The organism is Polaromonas sp. P3_B4 (assembly GCF_056402835.1).
The window spans coordinates 1,098,790-1,117,593 of the sequence record NZ_JBFUGQ010000001.1 but is presented as its reverse complement, the minus strand read 5'-3'; the positions used below and the strand labels follow the sequence as shown (position 1 = coordinate 1,117,593).

13 protein-coding genes are annotated in these 18,804 nt (G+C 61.8%); 6 read left to right on the top strand and 7 right to left on the bottom strand.

The annotated features are described in order from the left end of the window. Positions 1-151 precede the first annotated feature (151 nt). A complete protein-coding gene (gene ppa, locus AC1DVV_RS05455) occupies positions 152-691 on the bottom strand; it encodes an inorganic diphosphatase (protein ID WP_457278617.1) in 540 nt (179 codons plus the stop codon). 307 nt (positions 692-998) lie between these two features. Here ppa and AC1DVV_RS05450 point away from each other — a divergent pair, with 307 nt between their 5' ends. After that, a complete protein-coding gene (locus AC1DVV_RS05450; protein ID WP_457278618.1) occupies positions 999-3,221 on the top strand; it encodes a sodium-translocating pyrophosphatase in 2,223 nt (740 codons plus the stop codon). Between the two features lie 83 nt (positions 3,222-3,304). On the opposite strand, the gene AC1DVV_RS05445 is transcribed toward AC1DVV_RS05450, so the two are convergent. Next, the gene (locus AC1DVV_RS05445; protein ID WP_457278619.1) at positions 3,305-5,449 is read right to left on the bottom strand and encodes an AAA family ATPase; all 2,145 of its coding nucleotides are present in this window, start codon (positions 5,447-5,449) and stop codon (positions 3,305-3,307) included. A gap of 320 nt (positions 5,450-5,769) precedes the next feature. Here AC1DVV_RS05445 and AC1DVV_RS05440 point away from each other — a divergent pair, with 320 nt between their 5' ends. Continuing rightward, complete coding sequence (locus tag AC1DVV_RS05440; RefSeq protein WP_477702411.1) at positions 5,770-7,203, top strand: aldehyde dehydrogenase family protein; 1,434 nt, start codon at positions 5,770-5,772, stop codon at positions 7,201-7,203. Positions 7,204-7,276: 73 nt separating this feature from the next. Here the strand turns inward: AC1DVV_RS05440 and AC1DVV_RS05435 are convergent, their stop codons facing one another. Genes AC1DVV_RS05435 through AC1DVV_RS05425 form a run of 3 tightly spaced genes read right to left on the bottom strand, consistent with a single transcriptional unit; the run spans position 7,277 to position 9,779 of the window. Further along, positions 7,277-7,867, bottom strand: a complete 591-nt coding sequence (locus AC1DVV_RS05435) for a hypothetical protein (protein WP_457278621.1) — start codon at positions 7,865-7,867, stop codon at positions 7,277-7,279. After that, a complete protein-coding gene (locus AC1DVV_RS05430; protein WP_477702412.1) occupies positions 7,864-9,063 on the bottom strand; it encodes a M48 family metalloprotease in 1,200 nt (399 codons plus the stop codon). Before AC1DVV_RS05430 ends, AC1DVV_RS05435 begins: the two co-directional genes overlap by 4 nt. After that, positions 9,063-9,779 carry a hypothetical protein gene (locus tag AC1DVV_RS05425; protein ID WP_457278623.1) on the bottom strand — a complete coding sequence of 239 codons (717 nt, stop codon included), beginning with the start codon at positions 9,777-9,779 and terminating at the stop codon, positions 9,063-9,065. The genes AC1DVV_RS05430 and AC1DVV_RS05425 overlap by 1 nt, the downstream gene beginning before the upstream one ends. Positions 9,780-9,960: 181 nt before the next feature. Between AC1DVV_RS05425 and AC1DVV_RS05420 the strand changes: the two genes are divergently transcribed. The 4 genes from AC1DVV_RS05420 to moeA all read left to right on the top strand — a co-directional run bounded on the left by AC1DVV_RS05420 (position 9,961) and on the right by moeA (position 14,268). Next, entirely contained in the window at positions 9,961-10,722 is a 762-nt protein-coding gene (locus AC1DVV_RS05420) for an SDR family oxidoreductase (RefSeq protein WP_457279763.1), read from the top strand. 393 nt (positions 10,723-11,115) lie between these two features. Continuing rightward, the gene (gene moaA / locus AC1DVV_RS05415; protein ID WP_457278624.1) at positions 11,116-12,246 is read left to right on the top strand and encodes a GTP 3',8-cyclase MoaA; all 1,131 of its coding nucleotides are present in this window, start codon (positions 11,116-11,118) and stop codon (positions 12,244-12,246) included. Positions 12,247-12,271: 25 nt separating this feature from the next. Continuing rightward, positions 12,272-12,898 carry a molybdenum cofactor guanylyltransferase MobA gene (gene mobA / locus AC1DVV_RS05410; RefSeq protein WP_457278625.1) on the top strand — a complete coding sequence of 209 codons (627 nt, stop codon included), beginning with the start codon at positions 12,272-12,274 and terminating at the stop codon, positions 12,896-12,898. Next, positions 12,895-14,268 carry a molybdopterin molybdotransferase MoeA gene (gene moeA / locus AC1DVV_RS05405; RefSeq protein WP_457278626.1) on the top strand — a complete coding sequence of 458 codons (1,374 nt, stop codon included), beginning with the start codon at positions 12,895-12,897 and terminating at the stop codon, positions 14,266-14,268. Before mobA ends, moeA begins: the two co-directional genes overlap by 4 nt. A 29-nt stretch (positions 14,269-14,297) precedes the next feature. On the opposite strand, the gene AC1DVV_RS05400 is transcribed toward moeA, so the two are convergent. Continuing rightward, a complete protein-coding gene (locus tag AC1DVV_RS05400) occupies positions 14,298-15,539 on the bottom strand; it encodes a hypothetical protein (RefSeq protein ID WP_457278627.1) in 1,242 nt (413 codons plus the stop codon). 57 nt (positions 15,540-15,596) lie between these two features. Further along, positions 15,597-18,776 (bottom strand): efflux RND transporter permease subunit, encoded by a 3,180-nt coding sequence (locus AC1DVV_RS05395; RefSeq protein ID WP_457278628.1) that lies wholly within the window; start codon positions 18,774-18,776, stop codon positions 15,597-15,599. Between the last annotated feature and the right edge of the window lie 28 nt (positions 18,777-18,804).

The following is an 18,804-nucleotide window of genomic DNA, read 5'->3' as shown; positions in this document are numbered from 1 at the left end:
CCAGGCATAAAAAAAGCGCCTGCAGGCCACGCTGCAGGCGCTTTTTTACGTTTTCCTCATCGCCACCGCTATACTTTTTATAGCTGCTTGCGCACGGCCTGAGCCACTCCAGACACCAAAACGCTTAAGTTTTCGGGCCAGAAGCCAGGTTTCAAGCCTTGCCGGCCTTTGCATAGTTGGCAATGCCATCCGTGATCTCTTTTTTGGCCGCGTCCGGGCCTTCCCAGCCCAGCACCTTGACCCATTTGCCTTCTTCCAGGTCTTTGTAGTGCTCGAAGAAGTGCGCAATCGTCTTCAGGCGCAGCGGGTTCATGTCTTCAGGTTTTTGCCACTGGGTGTAGAGCGAGCATTTCTTGTCGATGGGCACCGCCAGCACCTTGCCGTCTTCACCGGCTTCGTCGGTCATCTTCAGGATGCCGATGGCGCGGCAGGTCACCACCACCCCGGGAATCAGGGGCACCGGGGTGATCACCAGCACGTCGACCGGGTCGCCGTCGCCGCTGATGGTCTTGGGCACGTAACCGTAATTGGTCGGGTAGTGCATGGACGTGCTCATGAAGCGGTCCACAAAAATCGCGCCGGACTCCTTGTCCACCTCGTATTTCACCGGGTCGGCATTCATCGGGATCTCGATGATGACGTTGAAGGATTCGGGAACGTTTTTGCCGGGGGAAACTTTATCGAGGGACATGGTCGCTTGAGTTCTTTATGGAAGGAAGAAGAAAGGAAGGGAAGAAAGGAGAAAAGAAGATTCTTAAAACACATGGGCTACCTGCGCAGCCGTGGCACAGGCCAACTGCTCGGTATTTACCCTCATTTTACTGATTCACACCTTACGGTTCTTAAAGTTGTCATGTTTTCACTGTAAATTGCGCGAGTTGGCCAATCGTCTTGTCTCTACGTAGACCAAGCAACGAGGAAGCAACGCAGCGGGGGTCAAGACACCATTTGCTAGCGTTGAAACCCCCTCCAAGCGAAAAACAACGTAGGAGATTTCTATGACAGGCAACTCAGCGCTTATTCTTGCGCTCGTCTGCGGGCTGGTCGCCGTGGGTTACGGCATCTGGGCTCGCAGCTGGATTCTTTCCCAGGATGCAGGCAATGCGCGCATGCAGGAAATTGCAGCCGCCATCCAGACCGGCGCCGCCGCCTACCTGGCACGGCAATACAAAACCATCGCCATGGTAGGCGTCGTCCTCACCGTACTGATCGGCTTTTTCCTTGATGGAAAAACCGCCATCGGCTTCGTCGTCGGCGCAGTGCTGTCAGGCGCTTGCGGCTTTATCGGCATGAACGTGTCGGTTCGCGCCAATGTGCGCACCGCCCAAGCCGCCACCAAAGGCATTGGCCCCGCGCTTGACGTCGCCTTTCGCGGCGGCGCCATCACGGGCATGCTGGTCGTGGGCCTGGGCCTTCTGGGCGTGACCGGCTTTTACTGGTTCCTGGTGGGCAATGGCAACTACACACCCGACCTCAAGCTGGCCAACCTGCTCAATCCGCTGATTGGTTTTGCTTTCGGCTCGTCGCTGATTTCCATCTTCGCCCGGCTGGGCGGCGGCATCTTCACCAAGGGCGCCGACGTCGGTGCCGACCTGGTGGGCAAGGTCGAAGCAGGTATTCCCGAAGACGATCCACGCAACCCCGCCGTGATTGCCGACAACGTGGGCGACAACGTGGGTGACTGCGCCGGCATGGCCGCCGACCTGTTTGAAACCTACGCGGTCACGCTGATCGCCACCATGGTGCTGGGCGCCCTGCTGCTCTCAGGCGCGGGCGCCACTGCCGCGGTCTACCCGCTGGCGCTGGGCGGCGTGTCCATCATCGCCTCCATCATCGGCTGCTTCTTCGTCAAGGCCTCTCCCGGCATGAAGAACGTGATGCCGGCCCTGTACAAGGGTCTGGCGATTGCTGGCGTACTGTCGCTGATCGCTTTCTACTTCGTCACGATGTGGTTGATGCCCGACAACGCCGTCACGGCAAGCGGCACGCAGATACGCCTCTTCGGTGCCTGCGCGGTCGGCCTGATCCTGACCGGTGCGCTGTGCTGGGTTACCGAGTACTACACCGGCACGCAGTACAAGCCGGTGCAGCACATTGCACAGGCCTCCACCACCGGCCACGGCACCAACATCATTGCCGGCCTGGGCGTCTCCATGCGCTCGACCGCATGGCCGGTGATTTTTGTCTGTATCGCCATCCTGACGGCGTATTCGCTGGCGGGCCTGTACGGCATTGCGATTGCCGCCACCTCCATGCTGAGCATGGCGGGCATCGTGGTCGCACTGGACGCCTACGGCCCCATCACCGACAACGCCGGCGGCATCGCCGAGATGGCCGACATGCCCCCCGAGGTGCGGGCCGTTACCGACCCGCTGGACGCCGTGGGAAACACCACCAAGGCCGTGACCAAGGGCTATGCCATCGGCTCCGCCGGCCTGGCCGCGCTGGTGCTGTTTGCCGACTACACACACAAGCTCGAAGCCTACGGCAACGTGATCAGCTTCGACCTGAGCAATCCCAAGGTCATCGTCGGCCTCTTTATCGGCGGCCTGATTCCCTACCTGTTCGGCGCCATGGCGATGGAAGCCGTGGGCCGCGCAGCCGGCGCCGTGGTAGTTGAAGTGCGCCGCCAGTTCCGCGACATCAAGGGCATCATGGACGGCACGGGCAAGCCCGAGTACGACACCGCCGTGGACATGCTGACCACAGCCGCCATCAAGGAAATGATGATCCCCTCGCTGCTGCCCGTGGTCGTACCCATCGTGGTCGGCCTGGCGCTCGGTCCCCAGGCACTGGGTGGTCTGCTGATGGGAACCATCGTCACCGGCCTCTTCGTTGCCATCTCGATGTGCACCGGCGGCGGCGCCTGGGACAACGCCAAGAAGTACATTGAAGACGGCCATCACGGCGGCAAGGGTTCCGAGGCACACAAGGCCGCAGTGACCGGCGACACCGTGGGCGACCCCTACAAGGACACAGCCGGCCCGGCCGTGAACCCGCTGATCAAGATCATCAACATCGTGGCGCTGCTGATCGTGCCGCTGGTGATGAAGTTCCACGGCGGTGAAGCCGCGGCGGCCCCGGCAGCACCCATGGCCGCGCCCGCTGCCATGAGTGCACCGGCCGCCACACCGACTGCACCCGCCATGCCGGCCCCCGCGCCCACGCAGGCGCCCAATGCAGCGGCTACCCCAACGCCGGCCGCACCAGCGTCACGCTAGACCGCTCCGGCCCATGCAAAAAGCCCTGCATTGCAGGGCTTTTTCTTTGGGCGGTGAGGACGAAGCTGCAAAGGTTCGTTGACTCAGGCTGGCATCCACTGGCTGGAACCCGGCCCAGGCAGCGCCAGATCCGGTGCGGCAGTCAGGCTTTCAAAGTACCTGATTTCGCGGAGTGCTTCGCTCAGTGTCATCTCTCCGGCATTCATCAGGCAGCCGGTCAGATACTCCGTCAAGGCGGTGTACTGCGCCAGCGTGGCCTTGGTTTCACTGTAAAGCCGCTCGCTCTGGGCTTCCATGATGCTGCGGGTTTCCTCGTCCGGCGGTGCCGTGCCGCCGTCCTTGAGGAGCGCGGCGTAATTCAGCCGGGTCTTGCGGTACATACCCATTTCAGCCACCGCATGGTGCAGCAGCCGCGTGACACGGGTGATGTCATTGTGGGCGCCGCCCGTGGTTCCGTCTTCGCCGAAGAAGATCTCCTCGTTCGCCATGCCGCCCAGCAGCACCCTCACCTCATGCTCCATGTCACCCTTGGTCTGCAGCAGGTTGCTGTCCTGCTTGTGCAGTACAAAGCCGAGGGCATTGTTGCGGGGGTTGGCCTTCAATGAAATTTTGATGGTGGTCATGTCGGCCAGCAGCGCGTTCCAGTTGTCGCCGGCCAGCTTGCGCCGGTGCTGGAAATCCATCAGGAAGTGGCCCCACTCATGCACGGCGATGATGCGCCGGTCACGCTCGCGCTCTTTGGTGGTGTTGTCGTTGACATTGCCCACCAGCACACGCTCGGCGGCCTGCATCAGGGTATGCGCGCCTATCATCTGACCCGCCTGCACCGCGATGATGCCGGCCTGGTTGACCATGGTTTCGAGGTCTGCCGGGCTGCAGCCTTCCGTCAGTTCGACAAAATGGCGCAGGTCCATGTCGGGCAGCACCTTGTCGGCACGCTGGCGCAGGTAGTGGCCGGTGATGGCCAGGCGCTCCTGCTGGTTGGGCATGCGGAAGTCGACCTTCATCTGGAAGCGGCGCAGCATGGCCTCGTCCATCTGCAGGTTGGCCGAATTAAAGTTGGACGCCACGATCCAGATGATTTCAGTATCCGATTTGGTCCGCACACCGTCCAGGATGGCCAGCAACATGTTCTGCGTATCGTCGTCATATTTGCGGTTGCCGCCGCGCCGCATGAAAAGGTCCTGCGCTTCATCAAGAAAGACGATGCAGCGTTTACGCCGCTTGGCCAGCGCCAGGATGCGCGACAAGGTGTTCGAGCCGCCGGCCACATAGCCAGTTTCAAGGTTGGCAGCTGAATGGAAAAGAATCGGCAGGTTCAGCTCTTTGGCGAGGTAGCTGGCCAGCTTGGTTTTGCCGGTACCCGCAGGGCCGCTGAACATCACGTTGAAAGGCTTGTTCACGCCATAAGCGGCGTACTCGAGGCGGCGCTCATATTGGTCGCGGATTTGCGCAACCTCGGCCTTGATGTCGTCCATGCCGACGAGGTCCGCCAAGTCGCCGCTGATCTGCCCCGGGGAAATGAACTTGAGGGATTTGCGCTGCCCGCCTGTCTGGTACCAGAGGAAGGCGATGAGCCCCAGCGTCAAGGTCGCTGATACCAGCGCGCTGGCACCGCCTTTCCAGGCATCCTGTTCGGATTGCGGACGTGCGTCACCGAAACGTTGCTCAAGGCGCGCCAGCATGTCCTTGCTCGCATCATCAAGCGCGCCCCGGGGCACGAAGGTGAGCTTGCCGCCCCAGGGCGCTGTGACGGCTTTGTCGGCCAGTATCTTGGTTTCCAAGTCCGAGGGGTAATAGGCGTACTGCCTGCCCTCCGATTCAATCAGCACAAAACGCTCGGAAACGGTCCACAAAATTGGCCGGTAAATGATGGTGATGCGCGTGACCGGATGGGCTTCGAGGAAGCTCAGGACCGACCCGCTTCCGAAGACGACCGGCAATGCGGTGTTGTAAGTCCAGGCCGCTTCAACTCCCGGCCCCGACGCGGCCATGGCCTTGACTTCCAGCGCCATTTTTTCCTGCCGCTCCAGGGTCGACCAGGCGTAATAAGCACTTGCCGGAATCATCAATGCCACGGCCAGAACGGCGAACTTCATGCCAAAGGCCTGGATCGACAACCAGTCGCGCAAACGGGCCACAAAGGCTTTGAACCAGGCCAGCAGGCTGGTGGTGGGCGCGTCGTCGCCGGGTGGGACATCGGCTGGGCTTTTGGTGGGATCAGTCATCGCGGTATGCGTCAAAAATGTGGACCCGCAGTTGCCGGCTGCCTGCCGCTGTCGTCACGCCAATACGGCCGGGCCGCTGCGTAACATGAGCACCGTTCCCTGCAGGAATTGGCAAGGTGCATGTGTAGGTTCAATCCTACATAAATGCCAATCCTGGCGCAGCAAAGGATTTGTAAATTGGCCGGGACACAACGCTGAGGCTGTGACAAACGCACGGTTTTGGGGAGCGTTACCTCGCGGACCGGCCTGCCCTCATGGCCCATTTCTGCCCGTGGGAGGAGGTAACCTCCGGCCAGGGGCAAATTCAGCACAATAGCGCCATGCAGCTCAACTACATCGCCAACACCTCCGTCGCATCTTCTTCAGGCAAAACCATCCCGATGATCGACCCGTCCGACGGGCAGGTGTTTGACGAGATCCAGCGCAGCAACGCGCACGACATTGACACTGCCGTGAAGAGCGCCCGGGAATGTCTGGAACTGGTGTGGGGCCGCTTCAGCGCCGCCGAGCGCGGGCGGCTGCTGATGCGGCTTTCCGCCAAGGTAGCCGAGCATGCCGAAGAACTGGCCATGATCGAGCAGCGCGACTGCGGCAAGCCCACCAAACAGGCACGCGCCGACGCGGCGGCCCTGGTGCGCTATTTCGAGTTTTACGCCGGCGCCTGCGACAAGCTGCACGGCGACACCATTCCCTACCTGGACGGCTACAGCGTGATGACCTGGCGCGAGCCACACGGCGTCACCGTCCATGTGATTCCGTGGAATTACCCGATGCAGATCTTCGGCCGCAGCGTGGGCGGCGCGCTGGCCGCAGGCAACGTCTGCGTGGTCAAGCCGGCAGAGGATGCCTGTCTGTCATTGATTCGCGTGGCGCAACTCGCGGCCGAAGTGGGTTTTCCGGCCGGCGCCATCAACATCGTGACCGGCTACGGCCATGAGGTCGGCGACGCGCTGGCCCGCCACAAGGGCATAGACCACATCAGCTTTACCGGCAGCCCCACGGTGGGCACGCTGATCCAGCAGGTGGCGGCCGAGCGCCATTGCCCCGTTACGCTGGAGCTGGGCGGTAAAAGTCCGCAAATCGTGTTTGCCGATGCCGACCTGGATGCCGCCATCCCGGCCATCATCAACGCCATCGTGCAAAACGCCGGGCAAACCTGCTCGGCCGGTTCGCGTCTGCTGGTGGAGCAGGCGATTTACGAACCCCTGCTGCTGCGCTTGGGCGAAGCCTTTGAAAACCTGCGCGTCGGCCCCGCCGCCATGGACCTGGACGTCGGCCCGTTGATCCGGCAAAACCAGCAGCAGCGCGTGTGGGACTTTTTAAGCGATGCGCAGGTTGCCAACATTCCCATGGTGGCTCAGGGCCAGATCGTCGACGAGGCGCCCGACACCGGGTTTTACCAGGCCCCCACCCTGCTGCGCGACGTGCCGGTGATGCACCGGCTGGCGCAGGAGGAAGTGTTTGGCCCGGTGCTGTGCGCGATGAGCTTCAAAAACGAGGATCACGCAGTGGAACTTGCCAATGCCACGCAGTTCGGCCTGGTCGCCGGCATCTGGACGCGCGATGGGGCACGCCAGTTCCGCATGGCCAAACGAGTCAAAAGCGGCCAGGTGTTCATCAACAACTACGGCGCCGGCGGTGGTGTGGAATTACCTTTCGGCGGCGTGAAGTCATCGGGCTACGGCCGTGAAAAAGGCTTTGAGGCCTTGCATGGCTTCACCACGCTGAAAACAGTGGCCATACGGCATGGTTAACCTGAGCTGAGCCGCGGCACCCAGCCAGGTTCACGACCCACCTGCAAGCCGCCACCATGGCGGCTCTGCGCTGTCAGCCTTTGATTTGCGCCGTCTTCACAACGCTTTCAGCTTTTGGCAAAAGCCGCGGGAAGAATGAAAGCTTGGGGGCGAGGAAAGTGGCGGCAAATAATTCACCGTTTCGCTGGCTGATCCAGCCGACACCGTTGAGCTGCACGTCATCACCCTTTCTCGTCACGGCGAATTCAAACCGCGCACCTTTTTCACCTGCAAATACCGAGGGCTCAACCTTGGTCATGCTGACGATGGAACCGTCGGCCGAATACATGATTTCGAAAAGATTGACCAGTTGGTCAAGTGGCATACCTGCCTGATAGGTTGGAACACGGGCGGCCTTCTGCCCGGCCGGCACACTGCCTGCAGGCCTGACCAGCAGTGCCTGGCCTGGCTTGATGGCCGCCCACAGGCGCAAATGGTCAAGCGTCAGCCCCTCCTGGGTCCACATGTCAAAAGGCTGCTTGGTGCCGGGAGGGGAAACCTTGTTCCAGGCGTCGGTCACCTTGACGGCCAGCCGGTTATTGACCAGTTGCTCACCTTCAACCTTGGTGATGGACATGCAGCCCGACAGGAAAGCGAAGGCAAGAAGGATCAGGAGTTTTTTCATGGTTTAAGTTCCGCAATGTAATTTTTAATAAGACCCGCATCCGCTGCCTCAGGCGCGACGGTGAGGTATTTTTCGAAGGCCTGTACGGCCGAGGCGGTGTCGGTCCGCTGCTTTTGCACCAGGCCGAGCGCCCTGAAAGCCTCGGCCGGAGCCTGTTCAAGAGCGGTCACGCGTGTCAGGTCGTTCAGGGACTCCTGAAGATCTTCCTTGCCTGCCCGCAACCGATACACCTCACCCCGCGCATACAGCGCCTGGCCATCTTCGGGATTGCGCGACAGCAGGCGATTGAACAGCACCAGGCTTTCTTCAAACTGGCCACGCCGGATTTCATCCTGCAGCCACCCGAAGCGGTGCCGGGACATAACCTGCTGATATTCCGCTGCACCCGTTTTACCGCCGCCGTCGCCTGCCAGGCGGAGCAGATCATCACGGCGCGTCTCCAGCGGGGGATGCGTCGCCATCATGGGACTGCGTTTGCCAACGTCTTCACCGCCCGTGATCTTGAGTTCGCCCAGCAGGTTGTCCCACACTTGCGCAGCCTGCCTGCCGTCGTAACCCGCCCGGGTCATGAGGCGCATGCCCAGACGATCAGCCCGCGTCTCGTGGTCCCGGGAAAAAGCGAAAGCGCCGGCCAGCGCACCAAGCTGGCCAATGGCGCCGACAAGGCCGAACATGCCGATGAACTGGGCAAAGGCGGCCCGGCTTCTCAGGTCCCGCAGGCGCTCCAGCGTGTGCCGTTCGATGTAGTGGCCGATTTCATGGCCCAGTACCGCAGCGAGTTGCGCCTCATTCTCCGCGCGCAGCAGCAAGCCGGTCCAGACCTGCATCATGCCGTTCGGCGCCATGCTGGCATTGAAGAGCGGCGTACGCACCACATGCACACGAATATCGGGGCAGTGGTCTCCCGCAAGACGGCATACCAAGTCTTGCAGATATTGGCTCAGTTGCGGGTCACGTACGGTAAATGGACTGCGCCGCAGGCGCGTTTCCTCGCGGTCCATCATTCCCCACAGGCCGCCCTCATCCGTTTCCAGCGCGGGGCGGGCAAAGCGCTCTGCGGGCAAAGGCGGGATGGAGGCAGCCGCAGGGTTCTCCTGGCCAAAGGCTGACAGGCCTGGCAACAGGGCGCCCATGCCCACGCAGTGCTTGCAGGCCGACCGCAAAAAAGCGCGGCGCCCGCCAGCCGGCATGCCCATCATCTGGCGACCGGAAAGCCCTTGAGAAGGGCTTCGATGGTTTCTTTGGCTGGCTCAGGTTCCCTCAGGTCACCTGAGGCCCGGCGCAAATCATTGAACCAGACAATCCGCCCGTTATTCAAATCGACCAGCGAGGCATAGCCAATCTGCGCGCCCCCGGCAATCCCAACGCCCAGCACAGCCATGGCGATCATCGCGGCCTTGCGCTCGCTGCTGGCATAGCTGTCGCGCATCCAGATGAACAGGGCGTAATCAGCCCCCGTCTTGTCCTTGAGAGGCTTGACGGCATCTCCGAGTGACCAGTTCAGGGCATCGTTCTTGGTGGGCAGCTTGAGTACACCACCAATCATGTGGTGCAGAAAAACAGATTGCGCGACAGCTCCGTGCAGGGAGTTGATGTCCGCGAGTTCGTCCATGTCTTTTTCTTCAAGCCCGATCACGTCAGAACCCAACTTGAGCTTGCTCGAAGCCAGACCGGACTTGACGTTTTTCTGGGCAGCCATGGTCCAGTCGGCCCTGGGCTCCTGCACGCCGCCGGCACCGATGGAAAAGAGCTCGAGGTCTGCGGGCACGACAACCAGCTTCGAGGCCGCTGCGCGTTCCGAGAATCCGGGTGCCAGGTTCTTGCTGGATTGTTGCGCGTGCGCTGTCCCCGCGAAAAGCACCAGCGCACACAAGGCTGCACCCGCACCGGTGCGGGCAAATTGATAACTCATGAAATCCCTCCCTTTTATAAAGCGCATTGTAGATGTAACTTCATGTTTCACGAATCCCGTCAAGCGAGAGAGACAGAGGGAAAACCCGCACCACCGTGATCAGCAACAATAAGCAATGGAAGCCGCACGCCACCGTACGGCAGCGTGCGCCGGCAGCAACCTTTACGAGAAAGACAAAATCATGCGGGTCAAGGACAAATCCATCATCGTGACCGGCTCCGGAGGCGGTATCGGGGAAGGCATCGCGCGGCGGCTGGCGGCCGAGGGCGCCAGGGTCATCGTCAACGACATCAATGTGGCGCTGGGCGAGAAAGTCGTCGCTGCCATCGTCAAGGCCGGCGGCACAGCTTCGTTCTTTGCCGCCGACGTCACAAAGTCCGCCGAGGTCAAGGCGCTGGTGGCTGCCGCTGTGCAGCGCTACGGCCGGCTCGACGTGATGGTCAGCAACGCCGGCTGGACGCACCGCAACCAGCCAGCACTTGATGTCAGCGAAGACGATTTCGACAAGTGCTACGCCATCAACGTCAAGAGCATTTACCTGGCTACCATCCACGCCACGCCGGTATTTCGCGAGCAAGGCGGGGGCAGTTTCATCAACATTGCGTCGACGGCGGGGGTACGCCCCCGTCCTGGCCTGACCTGGTACAACGGCTCCAAGGGGGCCGTCATCACGACCTCCAAGTCGCTGGCGGCCGAGCTCGGCCCCGATAACATCCGGGTTAATTGCATCAACCCGGTATTCAACCCCGACACAGGCCTCTCGGCCGAATTCGCGGGTGGCCCGCTGGATGAAGAACGCAAGGCGAAGTTTCGCGCGAGCATTCCGCTGGGACGTTTTTCGACCGCGCTGGATGTGGCCAATGCCGCGCTTTACCTGGCCAGCGACGAAGCGGACTTCATCAGCGGTGTATGCCTGGAAGTAGACGGCGCCCGGTGTGTGTAGAGCCCCCACGGTCGCTCACTTCGTGTAGCTCCCTGCCCCCCGAGGGGGCCGCCCGCCTGCGGCCCGGCAAAGCCAGTCCCGCGGCTCATGCTGGGTTTAAGAGTTCTGTGCGTAACCAGTGCGAGGTATTTCACCAATGGGTGCCGCGGAACCGGCTTTGCCGGGCCGCAGGCACCGTCCCCTGCAAGGGGAAAAGGGCTACACGAAGTGAGCCCGATAGGGGTGTGCCAATTTTTCGGCTTCGCCGGCCCCAGGCGCCGCCCCCTTGAGGGGGGAACGGGCTACACGAAGTGAGCCTGGACGGGGGTGAGCCAATCCCTCTTTGGGGATAAGGCCTGGTTTTAGTGCCCCAGCCGGGCCAATGGGGTAAATTCTCCCTTTGGGCTCCTCACGATGACGACCGACAAAATCATTCCGCTGGCAGATATTCGCTACGCAAGCCGCGTACCGCATATCCCTGCCCGGTTGTCTGCCCCGACGGGCCTGCTGAGCGACACGCTGGGCCGGCCGCTGCGGGATTTGCGCATCAGCGTGACGGATCGCTGCAATTTCCGCTGCAGCTACTGCATGCCGCGCGAGGTATTCGACAAGGACTACGCTTTCCTGCCGCAAACCTCGCTGCTGAGTTTTGAGGAAATCACGCGCCTGGCGAAGATTTTTGTGGCTCATGGGGTCGAGAAAATCCGGCTGACGGGCGGCGAGCCGCTGCTGCGCAAGCACCTGGAGATACTGATCGAAATGCTGGCGAAGCTGCAAACGCCGCAGGGCAAGCCGCTGGACATCACGCTGACCACCAACGCCTCGCTGCTCGCCAAAAAAGCCCAATCCCTCAAGGATGCTGGACTGCAGCGCGTCACCGTGAGCCTTGATGCGCTGGACGACACCATCTTCCGTCGCATGAACGATGTGGACTTTCCGGTAGCCGACGTGCTCAAGGGCATCGAAGTGGCGCAAAAGGTTGGCCTGGCGCCGCTCAAGGTCAACATGGTGGTCAAACGCGGCACCAACGACGCCGAGATCGTACCCATGGCCCGGCATTTCCGCCACAGCGGGGCGGTGTTGCGCTTCATCGAATACATGGACGTGGGCGCCACCAACGGCTGGCGCATGGACGAGGTCCTGCCTTCAGCCCAGGTGGTGGAACGCCTCAACGCCGAATTTCCCTTGGTAGCCATAGACCCCAACTACGCTGGTGAGACCGCCGAGCGCTGGCGTTATGCCGATGGCGCTGGCGAGATTGGCGTGATCAGCAGCGTGACCCAGGCTTTTTGCAGCGACTGCAACCGGGCAAGGCTATCGACCGAGGGCAAGCTGTTTTTATGCCTGTTTGCCAGCCAGGGCCAGGACTTGCGCGCCCTGCTGCGCGGCGGCTACGGCGACGACCAGATCGCGGCGGCTGTGGCCCATATCTGGCAAGGGCGCGATGACCGCTATTCGGAGTTGCGCGCTGCGATGCCCGCTGACACCAGCACACCCGATTCAAACAACGCCAAGCGCGTTGAGATGAGCTACATAGGCGGCTGATTTGACAACCCACGACCACAACACCATGCCCATCCACGCCGAAGCCATCACCGGCGTGATCCTCGCCGGTGGCCGTGGTTCGCGCATGGGCGGGGTCGACAAAGGCCTGCAGAACTTCAACGGCGTTCCTCTCGCCCTGCACACGCTGATGCGGCTGTCGCCCCAGGTCGGTGACGTGATGATCAATGCCAACCGCAACCTGTCCGCTTATGAATCATTCGGCGTTCCGGTGTGGCCCGACAGTACCGGGCTGGGCGAGTTTGCCGGGCCGCTGGCAGGATTCCTGACGGGCCTGGAGCGTTGTGAAACCCCTTACCTGTTGACTGTGCCCTGCGACACCCCGCTGTTTCCCGACGACCTGGTGGCACGGCTTGCCGAAGCACTTGCGCAGGACGGTGCTGACTTTGCCGTGGCGGCGGCGCCCGAAGAAGATGGGCAGCTCAGGCCCCAACCGGTGTTTTGCCTCATGGGTACCCACATGCTGGAAAGCCTGGTGCGCTTCACCCACAGTGGCGGCCGCAAGATAGACGCCTGGACGGCGCAGCACAAAACAGCCGTCGTGCCGTTTGACAAACCCGGCGACGACAGCCGCAGCTTCTTCAACGCCAACACACTGGCCGAGCTGCACCAGCTGGAATCCCGCCAGCCGTGAAAACACTCGACCAGATTGCCGCGGAGCTGCAAGGCTACGACCCCCAGGCCCTGTCTGCCGACCAGGTATTGGACTTCCTGTCGCGGCTGGTTATGCCGGTGCAGGAGCAGCTCGAGTTGCCCTTGATGGAGGCTTTCGGGCGGGTGCTGGCCCAGGATGTGGTTTCGCCGTTTGACGTGCCGCCGCACGACAACTCTGCTATGGACGGTTATGCCTTCGATGGTGGGCAGTTGGCTGCAGGCAAGGCGCTCGAGCTGCAGGTGGCCGACGGAACAGCGCTGGCGGGCAAAGCCTGGCAAGGCAGCGCCGGGCCAGGCCAGTGCGTCAAGATCATGACCGGCGCCATCATGCCCTCCGGCCTGGACACCGTGGTGCCGCAGGAGTTTGTCACCCTGCACCAGGATGGCCAGGGCTCGCGCATCAGCATCCCGTCGGGTTTGCTCCGGCCCGGCGACAACCGCCGGCTGCGCGGCGAGGACCTCATGCAAGGCCGGCCGGCGCTATTAAAAGGTGAGCGTATTACGCCCGCCCGCCTTGGGCTTGCAGCCTCTTTGGGCCTTAAAACACTGGCCACCTGGCGGCCGCTGCGGGTGGCCTACTTCTCCACTGGCGATGAGATTTTGTCGCTGGGCGAAGCACCGCGCGAAGGCGCGGTGTATGACAGCAACCGCTACACCGTCTTCGGCATGCTCAGCCGGCTGGGCTGCGAGGTCATCGACATGGGCGTGGTGCGTGACGAGCCGGCGCTTCTGGAGGCCGCATTCAAACGCGCGGCAACCGAGGCCGACGCTGTCATCACCTCCGGCGGTGTCAGCGTGGGCGAAGCAGACTTCACCAAGGCCATGATGAAGAAGCTGGGCGACGTGGCTTTCTGGCGCATTGCGATGCGGCCAGGCCGGCCCATGGCCGTGGGACGGATTTCAATAGAGAAATCGACCTCTAACCCAATAGTTACAGGCGCAAGCAGCTATGAAAAAGATAGCGCCCCACACTCATACCCAAATCCCAACCCCAACGGCGCCATCCTTTTTGGCTTGCCCGGCAATCCCGTTGCGGTGATGGTGACGTTCCTGGCCTTTGTGCGCCCCGCCCTGCTCCAGATGATGGGCGCCAGCGCCGCGCCGGCGCCGTTGCTCAAGGCACGCAGCCTGGAGCCCATTCGCAAGAAACCGGGGCGTACCGAATACCAGCGCGGCTGGGTATCCACCGCGCCCGACGGCTCCCTGGAGGTCCGGACCACCGGCAGCCAGGGCTCGGGCGTCTTGCGCTCCATGGCCGAGGCCAACGGCCTGATGGTGCTTCACCATGCGCAGGGCAATGTCGCTGCAGGGGACCCGGTTGACGTCCTCATGTTTGAGGGCGCCCTGTAAATCCCTTGAATGCACGGCGCTGGCAGACCCTAGTCGTTCCGGGTGCCCGTTAACGGGGGTAGGTCTTCGTAGCCGAAAAAATAGGGCACAACCCGAAAGCTCATCAGCAAGCCGCCGTTTTCCGGCGTTGCGTTCAGGCGTTCGTAGTCATGCGCGGCCAGGTGCTGTATTTTTGCGGCATCGCGCTGCCGGCTGAAAACATCATGACGCCACTGATAGACCTCACTGAGTTTTTCCTCGTAGGTGTAGTGGTGGTCGTTGTCGTTGTAATAGTCGTCAAACCGGTTGCCGCCCAGATAGATGGCATTGGAGCCTTCATACCCCGTTTTCTGGCTGGTGCGCTGGTCGGTGTTCAGAAAATAAGCCCAATCGCCCGGGACAAAGTTGCCGGCGGCAACACCGCCCACCATGCGCAAGACCTTGCCTGGCCGTTCAAGCTCCAGCGGATCAAAATCCGTTTCAAAACTCCACATACGGCCGGGTTCCAGGTCAACCAGCGGCTCACCATCGGCCAGTAATCGCCGCTCCACGCCTTGCGCCCTGCCCACGTCCTTCTTGACGCGGCGGAAGTAATCCAGTGCACCCTGGGCGAATACCACCTTGGTCGCGGCGTAGCAGCCTATCTCGTATTTCCCCTGCTCAAAAAACATGTCATTGAGGGCTTTGTGCAAAGGGGTACGAAGCTTGGGCGTTCCATTGATCCAATAGCGGGCATTCCACTTGGCAGGGCCACCCTCTGGCCAGCCCCATTCCAGCACCTCTGCCCAGATCACGGTGTTCTGGCGAATCCCGACATGGTCGGCCAATGCCTGCACATCGCAAGCCTTTCCCCTGAATTCGGTCAATCGGCCCGGGTGCAAAAGGGCCAACAGGATTTCTTTTTTGGAAACCGTCTTGAGCTTGCGTGTCTTGTTGTTTCTCACCGGCACCAGCACTACCTCGTCCTTGATCGCCAGCTCCGGGCGTTGCGCCAAAAACAGGGTGCTCACGGCCGCGCCTGAGCCCAGCAGGGAATACGTCATGGTGCCCCGCGGCTTGTCGACAGTTTCCTGAACCAGGCGGGCTGGAATGCCGAGCTGCTGGAGATATCGGAACATGTGGGGGCCGAGCCGCTCCAGCTGGGACGGTGAACAGAAGAACTGCACGCCATATGCGCCCGTTCCAGGCGCTTCCTGGGCTTGCGCAGAAGCCGTATGGGCCAGCGCAAGCAGGAACGGAATCAGGAGAAAAGAAGCAACTGTACGGATTCGGCCCGCTGGGTTTGCGGTCAAACCGGTTTTCTCATCAGCATGCCAGGGACCCGGCCTGGGGCACGCGGTTCCTCATGATCATTTCGCCACGTACTCCGGGTGTTCAAGGTGTTCATCGGGTTGCTCCCTGGCAATGGCCTTGTTGGCCCCTGGGACCGCCTTGCGGGCAAACAGCGTGTACATGGTGGGCACCACAAACACAGTGAGCAAAGTGCCCAGCGACATGCCCCCCACGATAACCCAGCCGATCTGCGTGCGGCTTTCGGCACCCGCGCCCTTGGCCAGGGCCAGCGGCAAGGCTCCCAGCACCATGGCACCAGTCGTCATCATGATGGGGCGAAGGCGCTGCGATGACGCCTTGACCAGCGCGTCGATCATTTCCATGCCCTGCCCGCGCAACTGGTTGGTGAACTCCACAATCAGGATGCCGTGCTTGGTGATCAGGCCAACCAGCGTGATCAGACCAATTTGGGAATACACATTGAGAGAGCCGCCCGACCATTTGAGTGCCAGCAAGGCCCCGATCATGGACAGCGGCACCGACAGCATGATGACCAGCGGATCGATAAAACTTTCAAACTGTGCGGCCAGCACCAGGAAAATAAACACCAGTGCCAATACAAACACAATGGCCAGGGCGCCCTGCGAGTTTCTGAACTCGCGCGAGGTGCCGTTCAGGTCGGTGCTGTAGCCGGTCTTGAGCACCTTGGCGGCGGTCTGGTCCATGAACTTGAGCGCTTCGCCCAGCGAATAGTCGCCCGCAAGGCTGGCCGTGATGGACACCGAGCGACGCTGGCCGAAATGGTTCAACTCGCGAGGTGACACGCTTTCACGCACCTTCACCAGTGCCGACAGCGGAATCATCGCGTCGTTGCGGCCCCGCACATAAATGCGGTCGATGTCTTCAGGCGTGGTGCGGCCGCTGGCTTCGGTCTGCACGATCACGTCGTACTGCTCGGCATCGCGCTTGTAGCGCGTTACGTTGCGCCCGCCCAGCAGGGTCTCGATGGCCTTCGCGACAACCTGGACGCTGACGCCGAGGTCGGCCGCCTTGTCCCGCTCTACCTCAATGCGCAGCTCTGGCTTGTTCAGCCGCAGGTCTACGTCGGGCGAGACGATGCCGGGGTTTTTGGCGATCTCTTCCAGCATCTGGCGCACCACGGTGTTCAGGTTCTGGTAACTGTCGGAGGTCTGGATCACAAAATTGAGCGGCCGTTCGCGAAAGCCCTGCCCGAGGGACGGCGGTGTGATCGGAAAGGCGGTAACACCGGGCAGTGCGTTGAATTTGGGCTGCAGCTCGCGTGCCATGTCGATGGTGGAGCGCGTACGCTTGTCCCAGTCGACTGTGCGGTACACCACGCTGGCCTGCGCCACCGTCGGGTTGCCCACGTTGGCAAAAATACGGTCGAACTCGGGAAAGGGTTCACCCATTTTTTCCAGCGCCCTGGCATAGCGGTTGGTGTAGTCCAGCGTGGCGCCGTCAGGGGCATTGACGTTGGCCAGAATTACCCCGCGGTCTTCAATGGGCGAAAGCTCCTGCTTCATGCTCGGGAAAACCAGTGCAATGGCCAGGGCACTGAGCACCATCACGCCGATAACAAGCCAGCGGGCCTGCAAGGCCATGCCTTTGAGCCGCTGGGCCAGCGAGGGCCGGCCGGCAGGGTCAGCCTCCGCCACGGGCACGTAACGTGTGGTGACGACCCAACGCAGCACTGAGCCGTAGCGGTCGGAGATCGACGTCAACGCCCGTTCCATGAACCGGTCAAAACGATTGGGCTTGGGATTGTGCTTGAGCAGTTGGGTGCACATCATGGGCGTCAGCGTCAGCGCCACAAAGCCCGACACCACCACCGCACCGGCAAGCGCCAGGGCAAACTCCACGAAGAGCCGCCCGGTGCGGCCCGGCGTAAACGCCAGCGGCGCATACACGGCTACCAGCGTGGCCGTCATGGTGACCACGGCAAAGCCGATCTCACGCGCGCCCTTGATGCCGGCCGAGAACGGGTCCATGCCCTCCTCAATGTGCCGGAAGATGTTTTCCAGCATCACGATGGCATCGTCCACCACCAGGCCGATAGCCAGAACCAGCGCCAGCAGGGTCAGCGTGTTGATGGTGAAGCCCGCCAGCGCCATCATGCCGAAGGTGCCGATCAGGCTCACCGGGATGGTGACGATGGGGATGATGGAGGCACGCAGGGTGCGCAGGAACACAAAGATCACCAGGGCCACCAGCACAATCGCCTCGGCGATGGTGTGGTACACGTTGTTCACGGAACGGTCGATGAACACCGAGTTGTCGTTGGCGACGTCAATCAGCATGTCGGACGGCAGGTCGGCCTTCAGCTTGGGGAAGGCCTCCCGCACACCCCTGGACAGGTCCAGCGGGTTGGCCGTTGCCTGGCGGATGACGCCGACTGCCACAGCGGAGCGGCCGTTGAGCCTGACCGCCGTGCGCTCGTCGGCCGCGCCCTCCTCCACGCGCGCGACGTCACGCACCTTGACGGAAAAGCCGTTCACATTCTTGATGACGATCTCGCGAAACTGCGCGGGCCTGACGAGGTCAGTCTGCGAGGTCACGCTGAATTCGCGCTGCTGGGACTCGATGCGGCCGGCCGGCAGCTCGAGGTTGCTGCGGCTGATGGCGTCTTCCACGTCCTGCGTGGTCAGCTTGTAGGAGGCAAGCTTGTCGGTATCCAGCCAGACGCGCATGGCGTACTTGCGCTCGCCAAAGACGCGCACGTCGGCCACGCCGGTCACGGTCTGCAGGCGCGGCTTGACGATGCGGTTGACCAGGTCGTTGATCTGCAGCGGCGTCAGTGAATCGCTGGAAAAAGCCACCTGGATGACCGGAAAGGCATCGGCCTCAACCTTGGCGATCACAGGCTCTTCAATCGCCTGAGGCAGCCGGTTGCGCACCCGCGACGTACGGTCGCGTACTTCAGCGGCAGCCGAGTCAGCGTCTTTTTCGAGCCTGAAACGCACGCTGATCTGCGCCTGGTCGGCACGGCTGATGGAGGTGATGACGTCGACAGCATCAATGCCTGCGATGGAATCTTCCAGCGGCTTGGTCACCTGCGTTTCTATGACCTCCGCGGATGCGCCTGCATAGCGCACGCTCACGGTCACAACGGGTTCATCGATCTTGGGATACTCACGCACCGAAAGGCGGTTGAAGCTCACCGCGCCAACCAGCACGATGAGGAGGGACAGCACGGTGGCAAAGACCGGGCGGCGTATGGAAACTTCAGCGAGTTGCATAAGGGCCTGTGGGGGCTATGGCGCGGCT

Bases quoted from the DNA above. Each gene is read 5' to 3' on its own strand.
- ppa (WP_457278617.1), bottom strand. From the start codon at position 691: ATGTCCCTCGATAAAGTTTCCCCCGGCAAAAACGTTCCCGAATCCTTC.
- AC1DVV_RS05450 (WP_457278618.1), top strand. From the start codon at position 999: ATGACAGGCAACTCAGCGCTTATTCTTGCGCTCGTCTGCGGGCTGGTC.
- AC1DVV_RS05445 (WP_457278619.1), bottom strand. From the start codon at position 5,449: ATGACTGATCCCACCAAAAGCCCAGCCGATGTCCCACCCGGCGACGAC.
- AC1DVV_RS05440 (WP_477702411.1), top strand. From the start codon at position 5,770: ATGCAGCTCAACTACATCGCCAACACCTCCGTCGCATCTTCTTCAGGC.
- AC1DVV_RS05435 (WP_457278621.1), bottom strand. From the start codon at position 7,867: ATGAAAAAACTCCTGATCCTTCTTGCCTTCGCTTTCCTGTCGGGCTGC.
- AC1DVV_RS05430 (WP_477702412.1), bottom strand. From the start codon at position 9,063: ATGGGCATGCCGGCTGGCGGGCGCCGCGCTTTTTTGCGGTCGGCCTGC.
- AC1DVV_RS05425 (WP_457278623.1), bottom strand. From the start codon at position 9,779: ATGAGTTATCAATTTGCCCGCACCGGTGCGGGTGCAGCCTTGTGTGCG.
- AC1DVV_RS05420 (WP_457279763.1), top strand. From the start codon at position 9,961: ATGCGGGTCAAGGACAAATCCATCATCGTGACCGGCTCCGGAGGCGGT.
- moaA (WP_457278624.1), top strand. From the start codon at position 11,116: ATGACGACCGACAAAATCATTCCGCTGGCAGATATTCGCTACGCAAGC.
- mobA (WP_457278625.1), top strand. From the start codon at position 12,272: ATGCCCATCCACGCCGAAGCCATCACCGGCGTGATCCTCGCCGGTGGC.
- AC1DVV_RS05395 (WP_457278628.1), bottom strand. From the start codon at position 18,776: ATGCAACTCGCTGAAGTTTCCATACGCCGCCCGGTCTTTGCCACCGTG.